Source organism: Halanaerobium kushneri, assembly GCF_900156285.1.
In the GTDB taxonomy this organism is placed as follows: domain Bacteria; phylum Bacillota; class Halanaerobiia; order Halanaerobiales; family Halanaerobiaceae; genus Halanaerobium; species Halanaerobium kushneri.
This window is the reverse complement of the sequence record NZ_FTNC01000001.1, coordinates 276799-292745: the sequence shown is the minus strand read 5'-3', so window position 1 is coordinate 292745 and position 15947 is coordinate 276799. Positions and strand designations below refer to the sequence as shown.

The window sequence follows — 15947 nt, the reverse complement described above, 5'->3', positions numbered from 1 at the left end:
TTTAAGGAGTTTTGATTATGATACAGTGGTATCCCGGCCATATGGCCAAAGCAAAAAGAATATTAAAAGAGGATTTAAAGTTAGTTGATATTGTAATTGAGGTTGCTGATGCTCGAGTTCCGATTAGCAGTCAGAATCCTGACTTAAGAAAATTAATTAATGAGCAGGCTAAGGTTACTGTTTTAAACAAAAAAGATCTGGCTGATCCAGCTTATAATCAGAAGTGGATCAATTATTTTCAAAAACAAACCGGGGAAGATGCAGTTTTATTAAATTCATTAACTGGTGAGGGAGTTAGTGAATTAAAGAGTATTTTAAATAATACCTATGATCAAATAGCATCAAAACTATCTAAAAAAGGTAGAAATCCTCGCCGTCTGCGAGCAATGATTATTGGAATTCCTAATGTCGGAAAATCAGCTTTAATTAATCTTTTAGCCGGTTCTAATATTACTACTATTGGTAATAAACCGGGTGTAACCAGGGGGAGACAGTGGGTCAATGTCAGCAAAAAGGTGCGCCTGCTTGATACTCCCGGAATTTTATGGCCTAAATTCAGTAGTGAAGATAAGGCCTATAAGTTAGCTCTAACCGGTGCTGTGGATAATGACATTTTTGATTTTGAGCTGGCAGCTTACAAATTGATTAAATTCATTATTGAAATTAATGAGGATATTCTGCTTGATGCTTACAGTCTTGATTATTTAGAAGCTCATCCCTATGATATTTTGGCAGATATTGCCCGTAAAAGAGGATGTTTGATGACCGGTGGTAAGGTAGATCGCAACCGGGCAGCAGGAATTATAATTAATGATTTTAGAGATGGCAGGCTGGGCCAGATAACTTTAGAAAAGCCAGCAGAAGCTGAAAATTTAAAAGCAGCTGATCACAATGAAAAATAATGATTTGAATTTACCAGAATTCAGTCAGCTGACTGTTAAAGAAGTAAAAAAATTTACTTCTGAGCTGAAAGTTAAAAAGGAGCTGCCTAAAATAATCGAAATTCTAAATCAGGATTCTCGTAAGGGAGTTCAAAAGATAGCTGCCAGGTTGGAGCGTAAAATAAAAAAGCAGCAAAAAATCAGGGCTAAGTGGGAGCAGATGAACCAGCTTGAAACTGAGCTTGCCGCTGAAGGCTATCAGGTAATTGTTGGTCTGGATGAGGCCGGTAGAGGACCTCTGGCAGGTCCTGTAGTAGCTGCTGCAGTGGTACTGGATCCTGAAGCGAAGATTTATGGTTTGGATGATTCTAAAAAGTTATCTAAAAAGAAAAGAGAAATCTTATTTTCAAAAATCAAAGCCAGAGCAAAGGTTGGGATTGGCCAGGCTTCAAGTAGTGAAATAGATAAGTATAATATTAGGGAGGCGACCTTTGTTGCTATGAAGAGAGCAGTTAAAGATCTGCTGCCAGAGCTGGATCAAAATCCTGAACTTCTACTTGTTGATGGAAATGCGGTTATCCCTAATTTAACAGTGGAGCAAAAAGCAGTTATTAATGGAGATGCAGATGTAAATGCTATTGCAGCTGCTTCAATTATTGCCAAAGTAACGAGAGATAATATTATTTTTGAATATGCAGAAAAATTTCCTCAGTATAATTTTAAATCAAATAAGGGCTACGGTACAGCTGAACATATTGCTGCTTTAGAAAAATATGGCTCTTCTCCAATCCATCGTAAATCCTTTGGCCGAGTTCCTGAATAGTATTGATTTTGATTTAAAAATTTATTATTTGTTTAAAATAGAAAGTTACAATTTTTTTGAAAGGAGATGAAAAATGAATACAAAAAGATTAGCCCGCGGTGCAGCTATTACTGCTCTATATGTAGTTATAACTTATTTTTTAGCTCCAATAAGTTTTGGTCCGATTCAGTTTAGAGCTGCTGAAGCTTTAACTGTATTGCCAATTTTATTTCCGGAAGCAGTTCCTGCTTTATTTTTAGGAGTACTGCTGGCCAATATTATTGGAGGGCTTGGTTTAGTAGATATAATTGGTGGTAGTCTGGTTACTTTGCTGGCGGCTTATGTTACCTACAAAAATAGTGATAATATTTTTGCCTATTTAAGTCCAATTTTATTTAACGCATTTTTGATCAGCATCTATCTTCATATTTTATTTGAACTGCCTTATTGGTTAAATGTAATCCAGATTGGTCTAAGTGAGGCAGCTGTTGTTTTAATCCTTGGTGTACCCTTAATTAGATATCTAAAGCAGCATTTCTGATTTTTCAGCATACCAGCGAAAGTCAATAGCTTTAATCAGATCGGATTCTGTAATTTTAGAATTGGAGTTTAAATCAGCAATAGTTCGGGCTACTCTCATTAGCCTTATATAACCACGAACACTTAATTTGAGGTTCTCATAGGCCTGGTTTAAAACTTTTTTACCTCTCCTGTCAGGCTGACAGTATTTTTCTATATCTTCTAACATCAATTCCGAATTTTTCTTTATTTTTGTTTTTTCATATCGTTGAGCCTGCATTAAGCGGGCTTTTTTTATTTTCTTAAGATAATTAACTTCTTTTTCGGGGATATTTTTAGTTAGGATTTCATCTTTTTTTAAAGGAAGAACTTCAATTTGTAGATCAATCCTATCTTTTAGTGGTCCTGATAGTTTCTGCTGATAGCGGACAATATCTCTTTCTGAACACTTACATTCTCTATCTTTAACTCCTGCAAAACCGCAGGGGCAGGGATTCATTGCAGCTACAAACTGAAAATTTGCTGGGAAATAGTAACTTCCCTGCTGGCGGACAATTTTAATTTCCTTTTTTTCCAGTGGTTCTCTTAGATTTGCCAGAACAGAATTTTTGAATTCCGGCAGCTCATCCAAAAAGAGGACACCATTATGAGCCAGAGATATTTCTCCAGGTACTGGTATCTGACCTCCACCAATTAGAGCAGCCGAGGTAATAGAATGGTGAGGAGCGATAAAAGGACGGTATTTCTTTTCTAAATTGAGTTCTTTCAAGTTATTATTAATACTGTAGATAGAGGCTGTTTCCAGCAGTTCTTTTTTGTTGAGTGGGGCCAGCAATTTTACTATTGATTCTGCCAGAACAGTTTTACCGCAGCCCGGAGGCCCAATCAAAAGTAAATTGTGTCCGCCAGCTGCAGCTGTGATTAGAGCATTTTTAGCATTTTTTTGACCTCTGATCTGACTTAACTCTGGATAGTTTAGAGTAGAATTTTGATTTGAATCAGATATAAAATTATTTTTTTCTGCTGCTTCTAAATTATTAACATCACGCAGATGCTTAAGCAAAAATGGTGTTAAATTTTTAACCAGCAGGGCTTCTTTTTGATTTGCCTGAGGTATAATAGCCTGGAGATAATTATTTTTGGAAGCGGCAAGCAGCATGGAGAGTAGTCCTTTTACATGATTAATATTACCATTTAAATTTAATTCTCCAGCAAAAAATTTATTTTTTTTATTTTTAATATTAATCTGTCCCGAACATTCAAGCAGCACTGCAGCTATTGCCAGGTCAAAATGAGATCCATATTTATTAATATTTCCCGGGGCCAGATTAACAGTAATTTTTTTGACTGGCCATTCAAAACCAGAATTAATAATTGCTGAGCGGACTCTTTTAGCTGATTCTCTAACAGTTTTTCCGGCCAGACCTACAATATTAAAACTGGGTAGCCCTCTTGAAATATCTACTTCAACTTTTACCATTTCTGCTTTAACACCATAAATAACAGCTGAATAAAGATAGGAATACATTTAGATTTCTCCTTCCCAATAAATGTATATTATATTTTTAGTTACTTAAATTCTTATAATTTAATTTAGTCAATTATATTTTTAAAATGTTTCAATTTATCAATTCTTCTGGCAGCAGGATCAATTTTTAAAGCAATCAGGTCAAAACGGATTAAACTTAAATGGATGTTTTTTTCAGAAAAATAAAAGATAGCGGCTCGACGCAGGTGAGCAATTTGTTTATAATAAAGAGATTGGGCCAGCTCAATATAATTTTCGGAGCTGCGGCTCTTAACTTCAATAAAAATTGTGTAATTATTTTTAGCAGCGATAATATCAATTTCTCCAAATTTATTTCTATAATTCCTTTCAATAATATAATAACCCTCCTGTCTTAAATATTTTACTGCAATATCTTCACCGATTTTTCCAATTTTATTGTGTAAAGCCATCAAAATACCTCCTTAAATAGAATATATTATATAATTATGTAAAAATATAGAAACTCCTGCATAAAAATTATTTTTTTATTATAATCTGGGAGAGGATAAATAATGACATATCTAAATAAGTAATTTCTATAATATTCAAAAGATAATTATTTTGCAATATTAAAAATTAATTAAAGGAATTCAGCTAAATTTAAAGAATATTATTTATTAGAAAAGAAAATAATGTTCTCTTTTTAGGTGCTTCTTTAAATTAGAAGATAATAGGGAATCAGGTGAAATTCCTGAACGGGTCCGCCACTGTTAATCAGTAGGCCGATTAATTACCACTCACTCATCAATAGTGCTGGGGAAGGTAAATCGGTAAAGCTGTAAAGTCAGGAGACCTGCCTGAAAGGATGGCAGCCATCTTCGAGACAGGACTGGTTGTGGGCTAACTATATCTATTATGACACCCTCAATGTATCCTTAGGGTGTCTTTTTCTATTTATTTAGCCTTTTTTGTCTTAGGTGGCTGTGAGCAGACAAAAACTTAAGGAGGAATTATTTATGTTAAGGAAAACAGTTTTAGTCATGCTTACAGCACTCTTGATTTTAGCAGTGCCGGTAAGTGCCCAGGAAGAAGTTATGGAATTGGATGAAATTGTTGTGACAGCAAGTCGTTATCAGGAAAGTATTATGGAGACTCCAGTCAGTATTGAAGTTATTGATCAGGAAGAGATAGAAGCTAGCAATGCCAGAAATTTAGCAGATCTTCTACAGGATGCTGGTGGAGTTTATATTAAAAATTTTAGTGGCTTAACTGGAAAAAAAGATGTAATAATTAGAGGAGCAAGACAGGATCAAATATTATACTTACTCGATGGACAGCCTTTAAATAGTCCTCAGGATGGGGTTATTAGGTTAGAGGATATACCAATTTCTATTATTAAACGAATTGAAATTTCTAAGTCTGCCTCATCATCAATTTATGGAGCAAATGCTATGGGTGGAGTAATTAATATTGTAACTCAAGCTGCCGATAAAGATAATGAAACAGAGGTTAATTTTGGTTTTGGCTCATATAACACTCAAAATTATATTCTGACAACAAATTATAATTTTGATAACTCTTCAGTATTTATTTCTTACGACAAATTGAGCAGTGATGAACATCGAGATGATCCTGATCAGAAGTCAGCTTTAGATCGGGACGATATTTTTATCAAGTACAAATATAATCTCAGTAAAAGATCTAACTTAAATTTTACATACAGATATAATAATACTGAATCGAATTATCCTGGTTCAGATGCAAATGATGATTATGGTTTTCGTGATGATCAGGATAAAAACATTAGAATCTCTTTAGATCAAAATTTAAAAAACAGAGACAGAACACTTTTAGTCTACAATAATGAGCGGGAGATGTATGATAAGACTAGATATCCAGCGTCAATGTTTGGACCAGCAGGTTATAATATAACTGATGTAGATATTTTAAAAAGAGGTTTAAATTTTAAAGAAACTAATTATAATTTTGATAACCACACAATAAATTATGGTTTTGAAATAATAGAAAATGAAGTAGAAGATAATGAATTATCAACTAATAATACACATGAAAATCTTAACAAAGCCTTATATATTCAGGATAAGTTTAGATTAAATAATAATATTTTTGTTTATGGTGCTAGATATGATGATCATGATGAATATGGAGCAAATCTTAGCCCGAAATTTGGCTATATCTATGAATTAACTGATAACTGGAATTTTAATTTTAATTATGGAGAAGCTTATAGAGCTCCAACATTTCTTGATTTATATGGTTTTGGAGGTAATGAAAATTTAAAGGCAGAATCAGGAAAAACTTTTGATCTTGGATTTAAATATTTAGATTCAATCTGCAGAAGAGAAATTACATTTTTCCAAAGAAATTTTGAGCAGTTAATTACTTATAATTCTAATACATCTATGATGGAAAATATTGATGAAGCTGATATTAAAGGAATTGAGTTATTAACATCAAGAAGCTTTGATGATAATTGGACTATTGATTTTGCCTATACCTATTTAGAGGCTAGAGATGATAGTGTAGACGGTCAGTCATTAAATATGCCCTATAATCAGCTTGCATTAAATGTAAAGTACGACAAAGAAAATTATAATTTTGTATTAGACAATAGCTATGTTGATGAAACAAACTCTTATGGTGGAGGTAAAGTAGATTCTTATTTCATCTCTGATTTAAAATTAGTTACTGATTTAAGCGAAAGCAAAGAATTAGATTTTGAAATTAACAATCTTTTCGATAAAGACTATGAAGTAGTAGATGGCTATCCAATGCCTGGTCGTAACTTTATGGTTAACCTCAGCACCAAATTTTAGTTAAACCTATAAATTAACCTATAGAAAGGATGATGATAATGAAGCAAAAATTAATATATCTAACTGCCTTCCTCTTATCATTATCCCTTATCCTGCTGCTGGAAGCTGGTTCTTTAGGGCTTCTGGCAGAGGATATAAAACCTTTAGACAAAAATGAGGTTAAGGTTGAACTATTATTATCTGCTTCTAATAACCCTGCCGAAAATACTCAGAATGAAGCTGGCAGAGAAAGTTCAGCTGAAAATGCTCCGGCAGCAGAATTAGAGCCAGAAGAGGAAGTAGATAAAAATAGTTCAGAACCAAGAGACGAAGAAATTAGAGATAAAAAGAAAGAAAATGTCAAAAAAGTTGAAGCTCAAGAAAATATGGAAACTACAGAAACTACGGAGGCTCAAGAAATTGAGGAAGAGCTAGAGGTTCAGGAAAATCCGGAAGTTCAGAAAACTGATGCAGAAATTATAGAAGAGAAAGATCCACCTGCCAAAACAACTGAAGAAAAAGAAACTACAGCAGATAATAGAGATGAACCGCCGGCCTGGCTTCAGAATTCATCAAATAAGCCAGAAAAAGAAAAATCTGAGCAACCGGAAGCTAACAATCAAAAAGAAAAATTTGATTTAGATAGTTTTATAGCCAATTTGGAGGCGGATGCAGACGAAAATATTGATCAAATTGCAGAGAATAAGAATCAAGATAGAGAGGATATTCAATCAAATCAGGACAGCATTTCTGAAGAAAAAAATAATAAAGCTCGTGATAAGGGTGTAACAGAAGATAAAGCTTCAGCTAATAGTCCTCTTAATTCTAATGAGGAGCAAAATAAAGTCAGTCAGGAAAATAAAGTTTATGATTTAAGAAAAGACAGATCAAATTCAATTAAAAAACCAGGAATAATAAATTATTCTCAGCCAGAATATCCTTCTAACTTGAGGAAAAGAAATATTGAAGGTGAAGTAATAATGTCTTTGCGAATAGATAAAGCTGGTAAGCCTCATGATTTAAAAATCAGTCAGAGCTCGGGTTATGATTCTTTTGATCAGGCTGCTCTTGGTGCAGTTTCCAACTGGAGATTTGAAGCTGCAGAAAAAGATGGTAATAAAGTTGAGGTAATTGTTAATCTGCCAATTCGTTTTAAGTTAAATTAAATGGAGGTAAAATTTATGATTACAGAGTTTATTGAAACTGCAGGTATTGCTGCATACCCACTACTTTTAGCAGCATTTTTAATGATTTTTATAGTTTTTGAGAGGAGTATAATATTTTTTTTAAATTATAGACAGATTAATAAGGATAAATATTTAGAGGCAGTTCTTAATTTTAATGATAATAAACAAAAAGCCAGTATTTTAAATAATAAAAAAGGAATAGCTGCTGAGATTTATAGTAATACTTTAACTAAAAAGCCAAAAAATAGAGAAGAGTTTAACTTATATCTCGATGCAGAAGAAGTTGATAAACTACCACAGCTTGAAAAACATTTAGGATTTTTAAATTTTATTGCTCAGGTTTCACCAACCATAGGTCTGCTGGGGACAGTGAGCGGGATGATCAAAACATTTCAGGTTTTAGGTGTTGGGGGCAGTCCGGAGCAGATGGCAGTAGGAATCTCAGAAGCTTTATTTACCACTGCTGCTGGCTTAATTATATCAATACCTGCTGCGGCTTTTTACCACTATTTTTATGCTAAAATAGAAAAACTCCATAATCAGCTCAATAACTTAAGATTAGAAAGTGAGAGTATTCTTTATAAAAAAGAGATTAAGGAGCTGAATAATAATGAAATATCAGTCTAAAAAGAAAAGTTCAACTTTAAATCTGGCTCCAATGATAGATATTGTTTTTCTGCTTTTAATTTTCTTTTTAGTATCTTCTACACTGCAGGGAGAAGAAGCCCTATATAATATTACCATACCGGACAGCAGTATCGGTCAGAGTTCTGAGCAGAAAAGTATAAGTATCTTTTTGGATCAACAAAACCAGATATATTATCAGGAAAATGAATACACCAGGCAGCAGCTGGATAAATTATTTGCTGAATTAAATGCTGGCCCGGTAGAAAAAGTTAAAATCTATGCTGACCAGGAGAGTAATTTTGCTTCACTGGTATTTCTTATAGAAAAATTTAAAAATAACGGCTATCAAAATATTTCTTTTGCTCTTCGAGAAAAAAATAAAAAAGGATTTTACCAATCTTATTAGAATTATATAATTAAGAGATTAGTTAATAAGCAAATAAAGAGCATTATTAGTAAATGGAGGGGTAATTATGAACAGAAATGTAGGTATGTTTTTAGTTTTTATAGCTTTAATTTTATTATCAGTGATAGTAGTTAATGGTCTGTATTTTAATACTCCAGCTGTAGAAAAAGCAGAAAAAGAAACATCAGTAGAAAAAGTAGATCAAGATTATATTACTACTAATTTAAGTATCAGCCAGCAGCAGGAATATGATCCTGATATTGTAGATGTTGTACTTGGATTTGAAAATGAAGACACAGAGCAGTCAGCTGCTGTAGAAGCAAATAATAAAATAATGAGTAATCTAATGACTATTTTAGAGGCGCAAGAACTGGAAAAAATAGAAACACAGGGTTTTAGAGTTTATCCCTATACCAGATATGTAAAACAGGACGAAGAAAATGTTGAAAAAAAAGTAACCTATTATCAGGTGAAAAATCAGATAAAATTTAGTTCAAAAAATTTAGGAGAATTGCCTGTTCTTCTTGGTAGATTGCTGAATGCAGGGGCAAATAGAGTTGTTAATGTAAACTATCGTTTAGAAAGTAATGAAAAAGCATTAGAGGAAGTTACAGCAGCAGCCTTGAGCAGCCTTAAAGAAAAAGCCTCCTTCATGGCAGAAAATTTGGGCAAAGAAAATTACAGAATAAAAGAGCTTAATTTTAGCCAGCAAAATATTTATGGCAGTGATGCTTTAAGGTCATTAAGTAGAAGTTCAGAAGCAGCAGATTTTTCTGAAGTGCCTCTTGCAGAACAAAAAGTTAATATTAGTGTTTCACTTTCAGCTGAATTAGAGTTATATTAAAAAAAGAAACTGAGTGCAGCAACTGCACTCAGTCTTTTTATTTATTTAAAAGGAAATCAGCAGCGCTTTCCATATCATCTTTTGAGGCGACCAGAAAAACCTGGTTGCCAGCAAAAATTTCTCTATTTCCTCTTGGAACAATATATCTGTCCTGAGCTTTGTCATAAATTCCTGCGATTACACAATTTTCAGGAAAAGTTTTTTGACTTACTATATCAGAAATTTTCATTCCTGAAATTGGAGATTCCGGGGGTATAGTTAAAATTGAAACTTCAGCTTTGCCATCTCCCAGTGATGCTACTTTGCGGACATCAGGTTCTTCAATGTCTGTAATAAAACGATCCACAATCAACTCCATTGTAGCTGCGATATTTGTAGCTCCAGCCATCTGATAAGCATTTTCGTACTCAGGTTCTCTCATTCTCACCAGAATTTTATCAACTCCAAAATTTTTGGCTAAAAGTGAAAAAGAAAGGTTATCTGCATCATCTCTCATAACAGCTATTGCCACATCGCATTTTTCTATTCCAGCTTCTTTTAAGATATCGATTCTGGTGGCACTACCCAGTACAGTTACTGCCCCATATCTACTGTATATTTTTTCTGCAACACTCTGTTCTTTTTCAATCACAATTACATCGTGCTTTTGGACAAGATTTTTAGTAAGATTTCTACCTGCAATACCTCCACCAGCAATTATTATATACATATAAATACCTCCATTTTCAAAATAATATAAAGATTATTTCTCCCAGGCTTTTTTAGTAAATAAAATGATTATCGGTAAAATTTCAAGCCTTCCGGCCAGCATTCCTATTATATAAGTCATTTTTATAATTGGAGAGAGTGAAGCCATTTTTTCTACTGAAAAGAAAAAAGGTCCAATATTTCCCATGGCTGAAAACATGCCTGAAAAAGCCTGCCAGCCATCCAAATCAGAAAAGATAGAAGTAATAATACCTCCTACTACAATTAAAACCAGCCAGAAAGAAAACAAACCTGTTAGTTTATTTATTTCATCACTATCAATAATACCCTGATCAAGTGTTACCGGTAGAACAGCATGATCTGGCAAATAAATTTTTTTAATTTCTCTTTTAAATAAGCGTCCCAGGATATTTAGTCGCATTACTTTAATACCACCAGCAGTAGAGCCAACACTACCCCCAATTAGCATGAAAACTAGAAAGATCTGTCTGGCTGCTGCCGGGAAAAAAGTAGAGTTAATATCATGAGTTCCAAAACCTGTAGTAGTTATAATAGAAGTAACCTGAAATAAAGTTTTTCTAAAGATTTCTTCAGCGTTAAAATTACCAGCAGTATTTAAAATAATAATCAAAATAGTAATAAAAATTGTCGAATAAAGAATTAGCTTGATAAAAGTTTTTAATTCACTGTTGTTTTTAATACTTTTGTAATTTCCAGTAAAGAATCTAAAATGAAGCAGAAAATTGACTCCGCCTAAAAACATAAAGAAAGTAATTATATATTCAATTAAAATATAATGAGAATAACCACTATTAGCATAATGGGCAATGCTTGCATCATAATGAGAAAATCCTCCGGTAGAAAGTGTAGTAAAACTGTGAGTAAAAGCATCAAAAACAGATAGGCCCAAAAAAATTAGAATAATACTTTCTAAAAACATAAAGCCTAAATAAATCATCCAGAGAATCTTTACAGTTTTAAAGATATTTGGAACCGGCCGCGAAACATTAATTTTATGACTTTCCGCACTAAAAAGCTGCCAGGTTTCTCCCTGAGCTCGAGTAGAAATTAAAAGAAAAAAAGTTAAAATTCCAAGTCCTCCCAGGAGCTGCATTAAACTGCGCCAGAAAATTATAGATTTTGGCATTAAATCAAGACCGGTAAAAACGGTAATCCCAGTAGTAGTAAACCCACTTACAGCCTCAAAAAAAGAATCAATGAATGATTTTTCGATGCCAATCATAAAAGGAAGAGCCCCAAGTAAGGAAACAATAATCCAGCCTGTAGCACAGAGCAGCATGGCGGTAGTTAAATCAATATATATATTTTCTGGATCTGTTGGTAGTTTTAGAATTGTACCAGTAATTAAAGAAATTATAATCGTATAATAAAATGCCTGATAAATATTATTACCATCCTGATAGATAAAAGCTAGAATTAGAGGTATAACTATAATAAAAGCCATAATAAAGGCTAGAATACTTAAAAAATATAAAATAGTATTATACTTAGTAGATTTTAGCAATAAATTTACCTCCTTTAGATTTTTGATAATTTCTGTTAATTATATTATTCAAGGATCGAGGGTTATTTCCTTTTTTAACTTAGATATAATTGTTTGAAACAAAAATTGATTTTAGTATTTTTTAGGTATATAATATAATTAAAACTTAGGAGGTAAAATATGGATATAAATGCTGCTGTAATAATTTTTTTAAATCAGTTAAGTGGTTTTGGACCGCGAACGATAATTAACTTAACAAATAAACTTGAGAATCTGGAAAAACTGTGGTCATTAAATAAAAGATATTTAAAAGAGCTTGGTCTGACAGATTCTAAAATAAAACATTTCAATCGAAAAAAGAAAAAATTTGATGCCGTAAAAATTTTAAAAAATTTAAAAAAAGAAAATATAAATTATCTTACCTTAACCGATAAAGATTATCCAGACAGATTAAAGGAAATATACGATCCCCCTCCTGTTATTTTTTATCGAGGCTGCTTAAACTTTCAGTTGCCAGCAGTGGCAGTGATTGGTTCCAGAAATTCGACTATTTATGGCCGCAAAGTGGCAGCAAAAACAGCTGAAACTCTGGCTGATAAAGGAATTAATATAATTAGTGGGCTGGCAAGGGGTATAGACAGTACAGCCCATCAAGGTGCCCTGAAGGCGGATTATGGTATAACAACGGCTGTTCTCGGAAATGGCTTCAATTATCTTTATCCTTCTCAAAATAAGTTATTATCAAAAAAAATAATAAAGCGGGGATTGATGCTGACAGAATTTAATCCTAATATTGCTCCCAGGGCAAAAAATTTCCCCAGAAGAAATAGAATAATTAGTGGATTAGCGGATTTAATTCTGGTGGTAGAAGCCGGAGAGAAAAGCGGTACTTTAATCACAGTAGATTATGCTCTAGATCAGGGCAAAGATATCATGGCAGTACCGGGAAATATTGACCGCCCTGCTTCGATTGGTTGTAACAGATTAATAAAAAAAGGGGCAGCTATCTTTACAGATATAAATGATATAATTGATTATTTAAGCAGATACTTACAAAAAAACAAATGTCATCATAATGAATTTATAGATGATAATAAGCAAATTGCTTCTGTTTATCCAGAATTAAATAGGGAGGAAATTACTGTTTTAAAACTTTTTCAGCATGAAATAGAAATATATTATGATGATTTATTAAAATTAAGTAATTTGACTACAGAAAAATTGGATCAAATACTGGTAAAATTAGAACTGATGAACCTGATAATTCGTTTAAAAGGGAAAAAATATCAGTTTAAGGGTTTACAAAATCTCCTTAAACCAATATAATAATATACTAGTTAAAGATTTTCTTATGGTAGGGAGGTCTAAACGGCAGAAATGCCAGAATAATATGAATAAAAAAGTTATAGAAATCTTAAGCATTCTTATTCAGAAAATGCTCCATGATGAGGATCTCTGGCGAAAACAGGACGATATTATAATTGAACTTGAAGATCAGGGATATACAATTGAAGATATTAGTGAGGCATTTGAAGTTATATTTAGTGAAGTTATTTCAGTTGAAGATCGTGATTTTTATATAGACTACGAAATGAATAGTGGCTATAATAGAGTATTTACTAAAGTAGAGAGCTTTTATTTTAGTAATGAAATAAAAACAATAATTTATAAACTTAATAGACTTGGTATTTTATCAGCAGATGAACTGGAAATAATAATTTATAGAATGATGCAGGTTGCATCAGTAGATGATTTAAGAGCTGATCTTGTCTGGGATATAATAAATGATGTTGTAGATGATTCTGAATTAATGATTACAATATCAGCTGAAATTAACGAATTTGATGGAAATTTTTCAAAACAGCAGAGAGTAAACTAAGAGTTTACTGGAGGTATCAATTTAATGGCAAAGAAAAAAAAGAATCTAGTGATTGTTGAATCACCAGCAAAGGCAAAGACTATAAAAAAGTTTTTAGGCAGAAATTATAAAGTGGAAGCTTCTATGGGACATGTTCGTGATTTACCTAAAAGTAAATTAGGTATAGATTTAGAAAATGATTTTGAACCAAATTATATAACGATCAGAGGTAAAGGTAAGACTTTAAATAAATTAAGAAAAGCAGCCAAAAAAAGTGAAGATGTTTATCTTGCGACTGACCCTGATAGAGAAGGAGAGGCTATTTCCTGGCATTTAGCTTATGCTTTAAAGTTATCTGATACAGAAAATAACAGAATAGAATTTAATGAAATTACCAAAAATGCGATTCAAAATGCAATCAAAAACCCACGTTCAATTAATAAAGATCTGGTCGATGCACAGCAGGCGAGAAGATTATTGGACAGACTTGTGGGGTATCGTTTAAGTCCCTTACTCTGGAAAAAAGTTCGTAAAGGTTTAAGTGCTGGTAGAGTGCAGTCAGTTGCTGTAAGAATCATCTGTGAGAGGGAAGAAGAAATTCGCAATTTTGAAGAAGAAGAATACTGGACTTTAGAGATTGTTCTTAAAAATGAAAATGGTGAAAAGCTTAAAGCAGATTTATATAGAATTGATAATAAAAAGTTTAATCTGGAAAGTAAAGAAGAGGTTGATCAGGTAATAGCTGATATTAAAAAAGAAGAGTTTGAGATAGTTAAAGTTAAAAAGCGAAAAAGAAGACGTAATCCTAAATCACCTTTTACAACTTCAACTTTACAGCAGAGAGCTTCTAATAAGCTTAATTTTACTGCTAAAAAGACTATGTACCTGGCTCAGCAGCTTTATGAAGGTATAGATATCGGCAGTTCAGGTACAGTAGGTCTGATTTCTTATATCAGAACTGACAGTACCCGACTTTCTAATGAAGCAAAAAATGGAGCTAAAGATTATATTTTAAATAAATTTGGTGATAAATTTTTAAAGAGTTCTAAGAAAAAATCAAAGAATAATAATAATGCTCAGGATGCTCATGAGGCTATTAGACCTACTGATACTCAGAGAACTCCTGAGAAGATGAAAAAGCATCTTTCCAAGGATCAGTATAAATTATATAATTTAATCTGGAAAAGATTTGTAGCCAGTCAGATGAGTCCAGCTCTTTATGAAAGTATTTCAGCTCAGTTTAAGGCTGGAGATAAATATAAATTTAGAGTCAGCGGTTCTCGACTTTTATTCCCAGGTCATTTGATTTTAACTGGTAAAGAAAAGGAAGATGATATTGATCTTCCAGTTTTAAAGGAAGGTGACGGCTATAGTTTAATAGATACAAATCCCGAGCAGCATTTTACTACACCACCTCCCAGATATTCTGAGGCAACTCTGGTAAAAACACTGGAAGAAGAAGGTATAGGACGTCCGAGTACCTATGCGCCTACACTTTCAACTATAGAATCTCGAGATTATGTAAAAAAAGATGGTCGTTATTTTGAACCAACAGAACTTGGGGAGACTGTAACTGAGCTGTTGACTGAATATTTTCCGGATGTAACAGATGTTGAATTTACTGCTGAACTTGAAAAGAGACTTGATGAAATAGAAAATGGAAATGAAGACTGGAAAAAAATCTTAAGAGATTTTTACGAACCTTTTTATGAGAGACTTGAAAATGCAAGAGAAAATATGGAAAATGTTCAAATAGTTGAGGAAACAGATGAAGTCTGTGATAAATGCGGTAGCCCAATGGTTGTCAAATACGGGCGTTATGGTAAATTTTTAGCCTGCTCAAGTTATCCAGAATGTAAAAATACAAAACCCTATTTGATTAAGACAGGGGTTGACTGTCCTGAATGTGAGGATGGAGAGATTATAGAAAGAACTTCCAAAAAAGGTAGAACTTTTTATGGATGTAGTAATTATCCTGACTGCAATTTTATGAGCTGGAATAAACCGGTTAAAAAACCATGTCCTGAATGCGGCAGTTTAATGGTGGAGAAAACTACCAAGGCTAAAGGTAAACATTATAAGTGTACTAATAAAGAATGTGGACATACAGAAAAAGCAGACTAATTAACCAGAAAAATTAGCTTTCTCCAGATTGATTAGCGTTATTTCTGGAGAAAGCTTTTAGAAACCTTGTTAGGAAAGCGTTTGCAATAATAATGATAACTAATAAAACTAAACGCTGCCTATGTAAAAGATTAAAAATTGATTAAAATATTGTGAAATTTAGAGCGATAACTTGACTTTTT

15 protein-coding genes and 1 riboswitch are annotated in these 15947 nt (G+C 32.8%); of the genes, 11 read left to right on the top strand and 4 right to left on the bottom strand.

Annotated elements, in window-relative coordinates:
- The first annotated feature begins 17 nt into the window (after nt 1–17).
- From ylqF to BW929_RS01365, 3 genes are all read left to right on the top strand, one after another.
- On the top strand, nt 18–902 hold the full coding sequence (ylqF, locus tag BW929_RS01375) for a ribosome biogenesis GTPase YlqF (RefSeq protein WP_084566041.1): 885 nt from the start codon (nt 18–20) through the stop codon (nt 900–902).
- A complete protein-coding gene (locus BW929_RS01370) occupies nt 892–1704 on the top strand; it encodes a ribonuclease HII (protein WP_076543567.1) in 813 nt (270 codons plus the stop codon). Before ylqF ends, BW929_RS01370 begins: the two co-directional genes overlap by 11 nt.
- A 73-nt stretch (nt 1705–1777) precedes the next feature.
- On the top strand, nt 1778–2224 hold the full coding sequence (locus tag BW929_RS01365; RefSeq protein ID WP_076543566.1) for a QueT transporter family protein: 447 nt from the start codon (nt 1778–1780) through the stop codon (nt 2222–2224).
- On the opposite strand, the gene BW929_RS01360 is transcribed toward BW929_RS01365, so the two are convergent.
- Nucleotides 2207–3730 carry a YifB family Mg chelatase-like AAA ATPase gene (locus tag BW929_RS01360; RefSeq protein WP_076543565.1) on the bottom strand — a complete coding sequence of 508 codons (1524 nt, stop codon included), beginning with the start codon at nt 3728–3730 and terminating at the stop codon, nt 2207–2209. The genes BW929_RS01365 and BW929_RS01360 overlap by 18 nt on opposite strands.
- Before the next feature lie 65 nt (nt 3731–3795).
- Nucleotides 3796–4161, bottom strand: coding sequence for a YraN family protein (locus BW929_RS01355; RefSeq protein ID WP_076543564.1), 366 nt, complete (start codon nt 4159–4161; stop codon nt 3796–3798).
- Between the two features lie 218 nt (nt 4162–4379).
- Nucleotides 4380–4566, top strand: a riboswitch (cobalamin riboswitch).
- 141 nt (nt 4567–4707) lie between these two features.
- Between BW929_RS01355 and BW929_RS01350 the strand changes: the two genes are divergently transcribed.
- The 5 genes from BW929_RS01350 (at nt 4708) to BW929_RS01330 (ending at nt 9571) form a co-directional block, all read left to right on the top strand.
- Nucleotides 4708–6528: a TonB-dependent receptor plug domain-containing protein gene (locus tag BW929_RS01350; RefSeq protein WP_076543563.1), complete on the top strand. Its 1821-nt coding sequence runs from the start codon at nt 4708–4710 to the stop codon at nt 6526–6528.
- A gap of 38 nt (nt 6529–6566) precedes the next feature.
- On the top strand, nt 6567–7673 hold the full coding sequence (locus BW929_RS01345) for an energy transducer TonB (protein WP_076543562.1): 1107 nt from the start codon (nt 6567–6569) through the stop codon (nt 7671–7673).
- A gap of 15 nt (nt 7674–7688) precedes the next feature.
- Nucleotides 7689–8321: a MotA/TolQ/ExbB proton channel family protein gene (locus BW929_RS01340; RefSeq protein ID WP_076543561.1), complete on the top strand. Its 633-nt coding sequence runs from the start codon at nt 7689–7691 to the stop codon at nt 8319–8321.
- Nucleotides 8305–8727, top strand: a complete 423-nt coding sequence (locus tag BW929_RS01335; protein WP_076543560.1) for an ExbD/TolR family protein — start codon at nt 8305–8307, stop codon at nt 8725–8727. Before BW929_RS01340 ends, BW929_RS01335 begins: the two co-directional genes overlap by 17 nt.
- 67 nt (nt 8728–8794) lie before the next feature.
- Entirely contained in the window at nt 8795–9571 is a 777-nt protein-coding gene (locus BW929_RS01330; protein WP_076543559.1) for an SIMPL domain-containing protein, read from the top strand.
- Nucleotides 9572–9608: 37 nt separating this feature from the next.
- Here the strand turns inward: BW929_RS01330 and BW929_RS01325 are convergent, their stop codons facing one another.
- Both BW929_RS01325 and BW929_RS01320 read right to left on the bottom strand, forming a co-directional pair.
- Nucleotides 9609–10280, bottom strand: a complete 672-nt coding sequence (locus tag BW929_RS01325) for a potassium channel family protein (protein WP_076543558.1) — start codon at nt 10278–10280, stop codon at nt 9609–9611.
- Between the two features lie 33 nt (nt 10281–10313).
- Nucleotides 10314–11804, bottom strand: a complete 1491-nt coding sequence (locus BW929_RS01320; protein WP_076543557.1) for a TrkH family potassium uptake protein — start codon at nt 11802–11804, stop codon at nt 10314–10316.
- A 159-nt stretch (nt 11805–11963) separates the two neighbouring features.
- On the opposite strand from BW929_RS01320, the gene dprA reads away from it, so the two are divergent.
- From dprA to topA, 3 genes are all read left to right on the top strand, one after another.
- Nucleotides 11964–13109 (top strand): DNA-processing protein DprA, encoded by a 1146-nt coding sequence (gene dprA, locus BW929_RS01315; protein ID WP_076543556.1) that lies wholly within the window; start codon nt 11964–11966, stop codon nt 13107–13109.
- A gap of 64 nt (nt 13110–13173) precedes the next feature.
- Nucleotides 13174–13662 (top strand): DUF494 family protein, encoded by a 489-nt coding sequence (locus BW929_RS01310; protein WP_076543555.1) that lies wholly within the window; start codon nt 13174–13176, stop codon nt 13660–13662.
- 24 nt (nt 13663–13686) lie between these two features.
- Nucleotides 13687–15765 carry a type I DNA topoisomerase gene (topA, locus tag BW929_RS01305; RefSeq protein WP_076543554.1) on the top strand — a complete coding sequence of 693 codons (2079 nt, stop codon included), beginning with the start codon at nt 13687–13689 and terminating at the stop codon, nt 15763–15765.
- Nucleotides 15766–15947 lie beyond the last annotated feature (182 nt).

What these genes read in the sequence shown, in the direction of transcription:
- BW929_RS01345 (WP_076543562.1), top strand. Translation starts at nt 6,567, where the DNA reads ATGAAGCAAAAATTAATATATCTAACTGCCTTCCTCTTATCATTATCC.
- BW929_RS01340 (WP_076543561.1), top strand. Translation starts at nt 7,689, where the DNA reads ATGATTACAGAGTTTATTGAAACTGCAGGTATTGCTGCATACCCACTA.
- BW929_RS01365 (WP_076543566.1), top strand. Translation starts at nt 1,778, where the DNA reads ATGAATACAAAAAGATTAGCCCGCGGTGCAGCTATTACTGCTCTATAT.
- ylqF (WP_084566041.1), top strand. Translation starts at nt 18, where the DNA reads ATGATACAGTGGTATCCCGGCCATATGGCCAAAGCAAAAAGAATATTA.
- BW929_RS01370 (WP_076543567.1), top strand. Translation starts at nt 892, where the DNA reads ATGAAAAATAATGATTTGAATTTACCAGAATTCAGTCAGCTGACTGTT.
- BW929_RS01330 (WP_076543559.1), top strand. Translation starts at nt 8,795, where the DNA reads ATGAACAGAAATGTAGGTATGTTTTTAGTTTTTATAGCTTTAATTTTA.
- BW929_RS01325 (WP_076543558.1), bottom strand. Translation starts at nt 10,280, where the DNA reads ATGTATATAATAATTGCTGGTGGAGGTATTGCAGGTAGAAATCTTACT.
- BW929_RS01350 (WP_076543563.1), top strand. Translation starts at nt 4,708, where the DNA reads ATGTTAAGGAAAACAGTTTTAGTCATGCTTACAGCACTCTTGATTTTA.
- BW929_RS01310 (WP_076543555.1), top strand. Translation starts at nt 13,174, where the DNA reads ATGAATAAAAAAGTTATAGAAATCTTAAGCATTCTTATTCAGAAAATG.
- BW929_RS01335 (WP_076543560.1), top strand. Translation starts at nt 8,305, where the DNA reads ATGAAATATCAGTCTAAAAAGAAAAGTTCAACTTTAAATCTGGCTCCA.
- BW929_RS01355 (WP_076543564.1), bottom strand. Translation starts at nt 4,161, where the DNA reads ATGGCTTTACACAATAAAATTGGAAAAATCGGTGAAGATATTGCAGTA.
- dprA (WP_076543556.1), top strand. Translation starts at nt 11,964, where the DNA reads ATGGATATAAATGCTGCTGTAATAATTTTTTTAAATCAGTTAAGTGGT.
- BW929_RS01360 (WP_076543565.1), bottom strand. Translation starts at nt 3,730, where the DNA reads ATGTATTCCTATCTTTATTCAGCTGTTATTTATGGTGTTAAAGCAGAA.
- topA (WP_076543554.1), top strand. Translation starts at nt 13,687, where the DNA reads ATGGCAAAGAAAAAAAAGAATCTAGTGATTGTTGAATCACCAGCAAAG.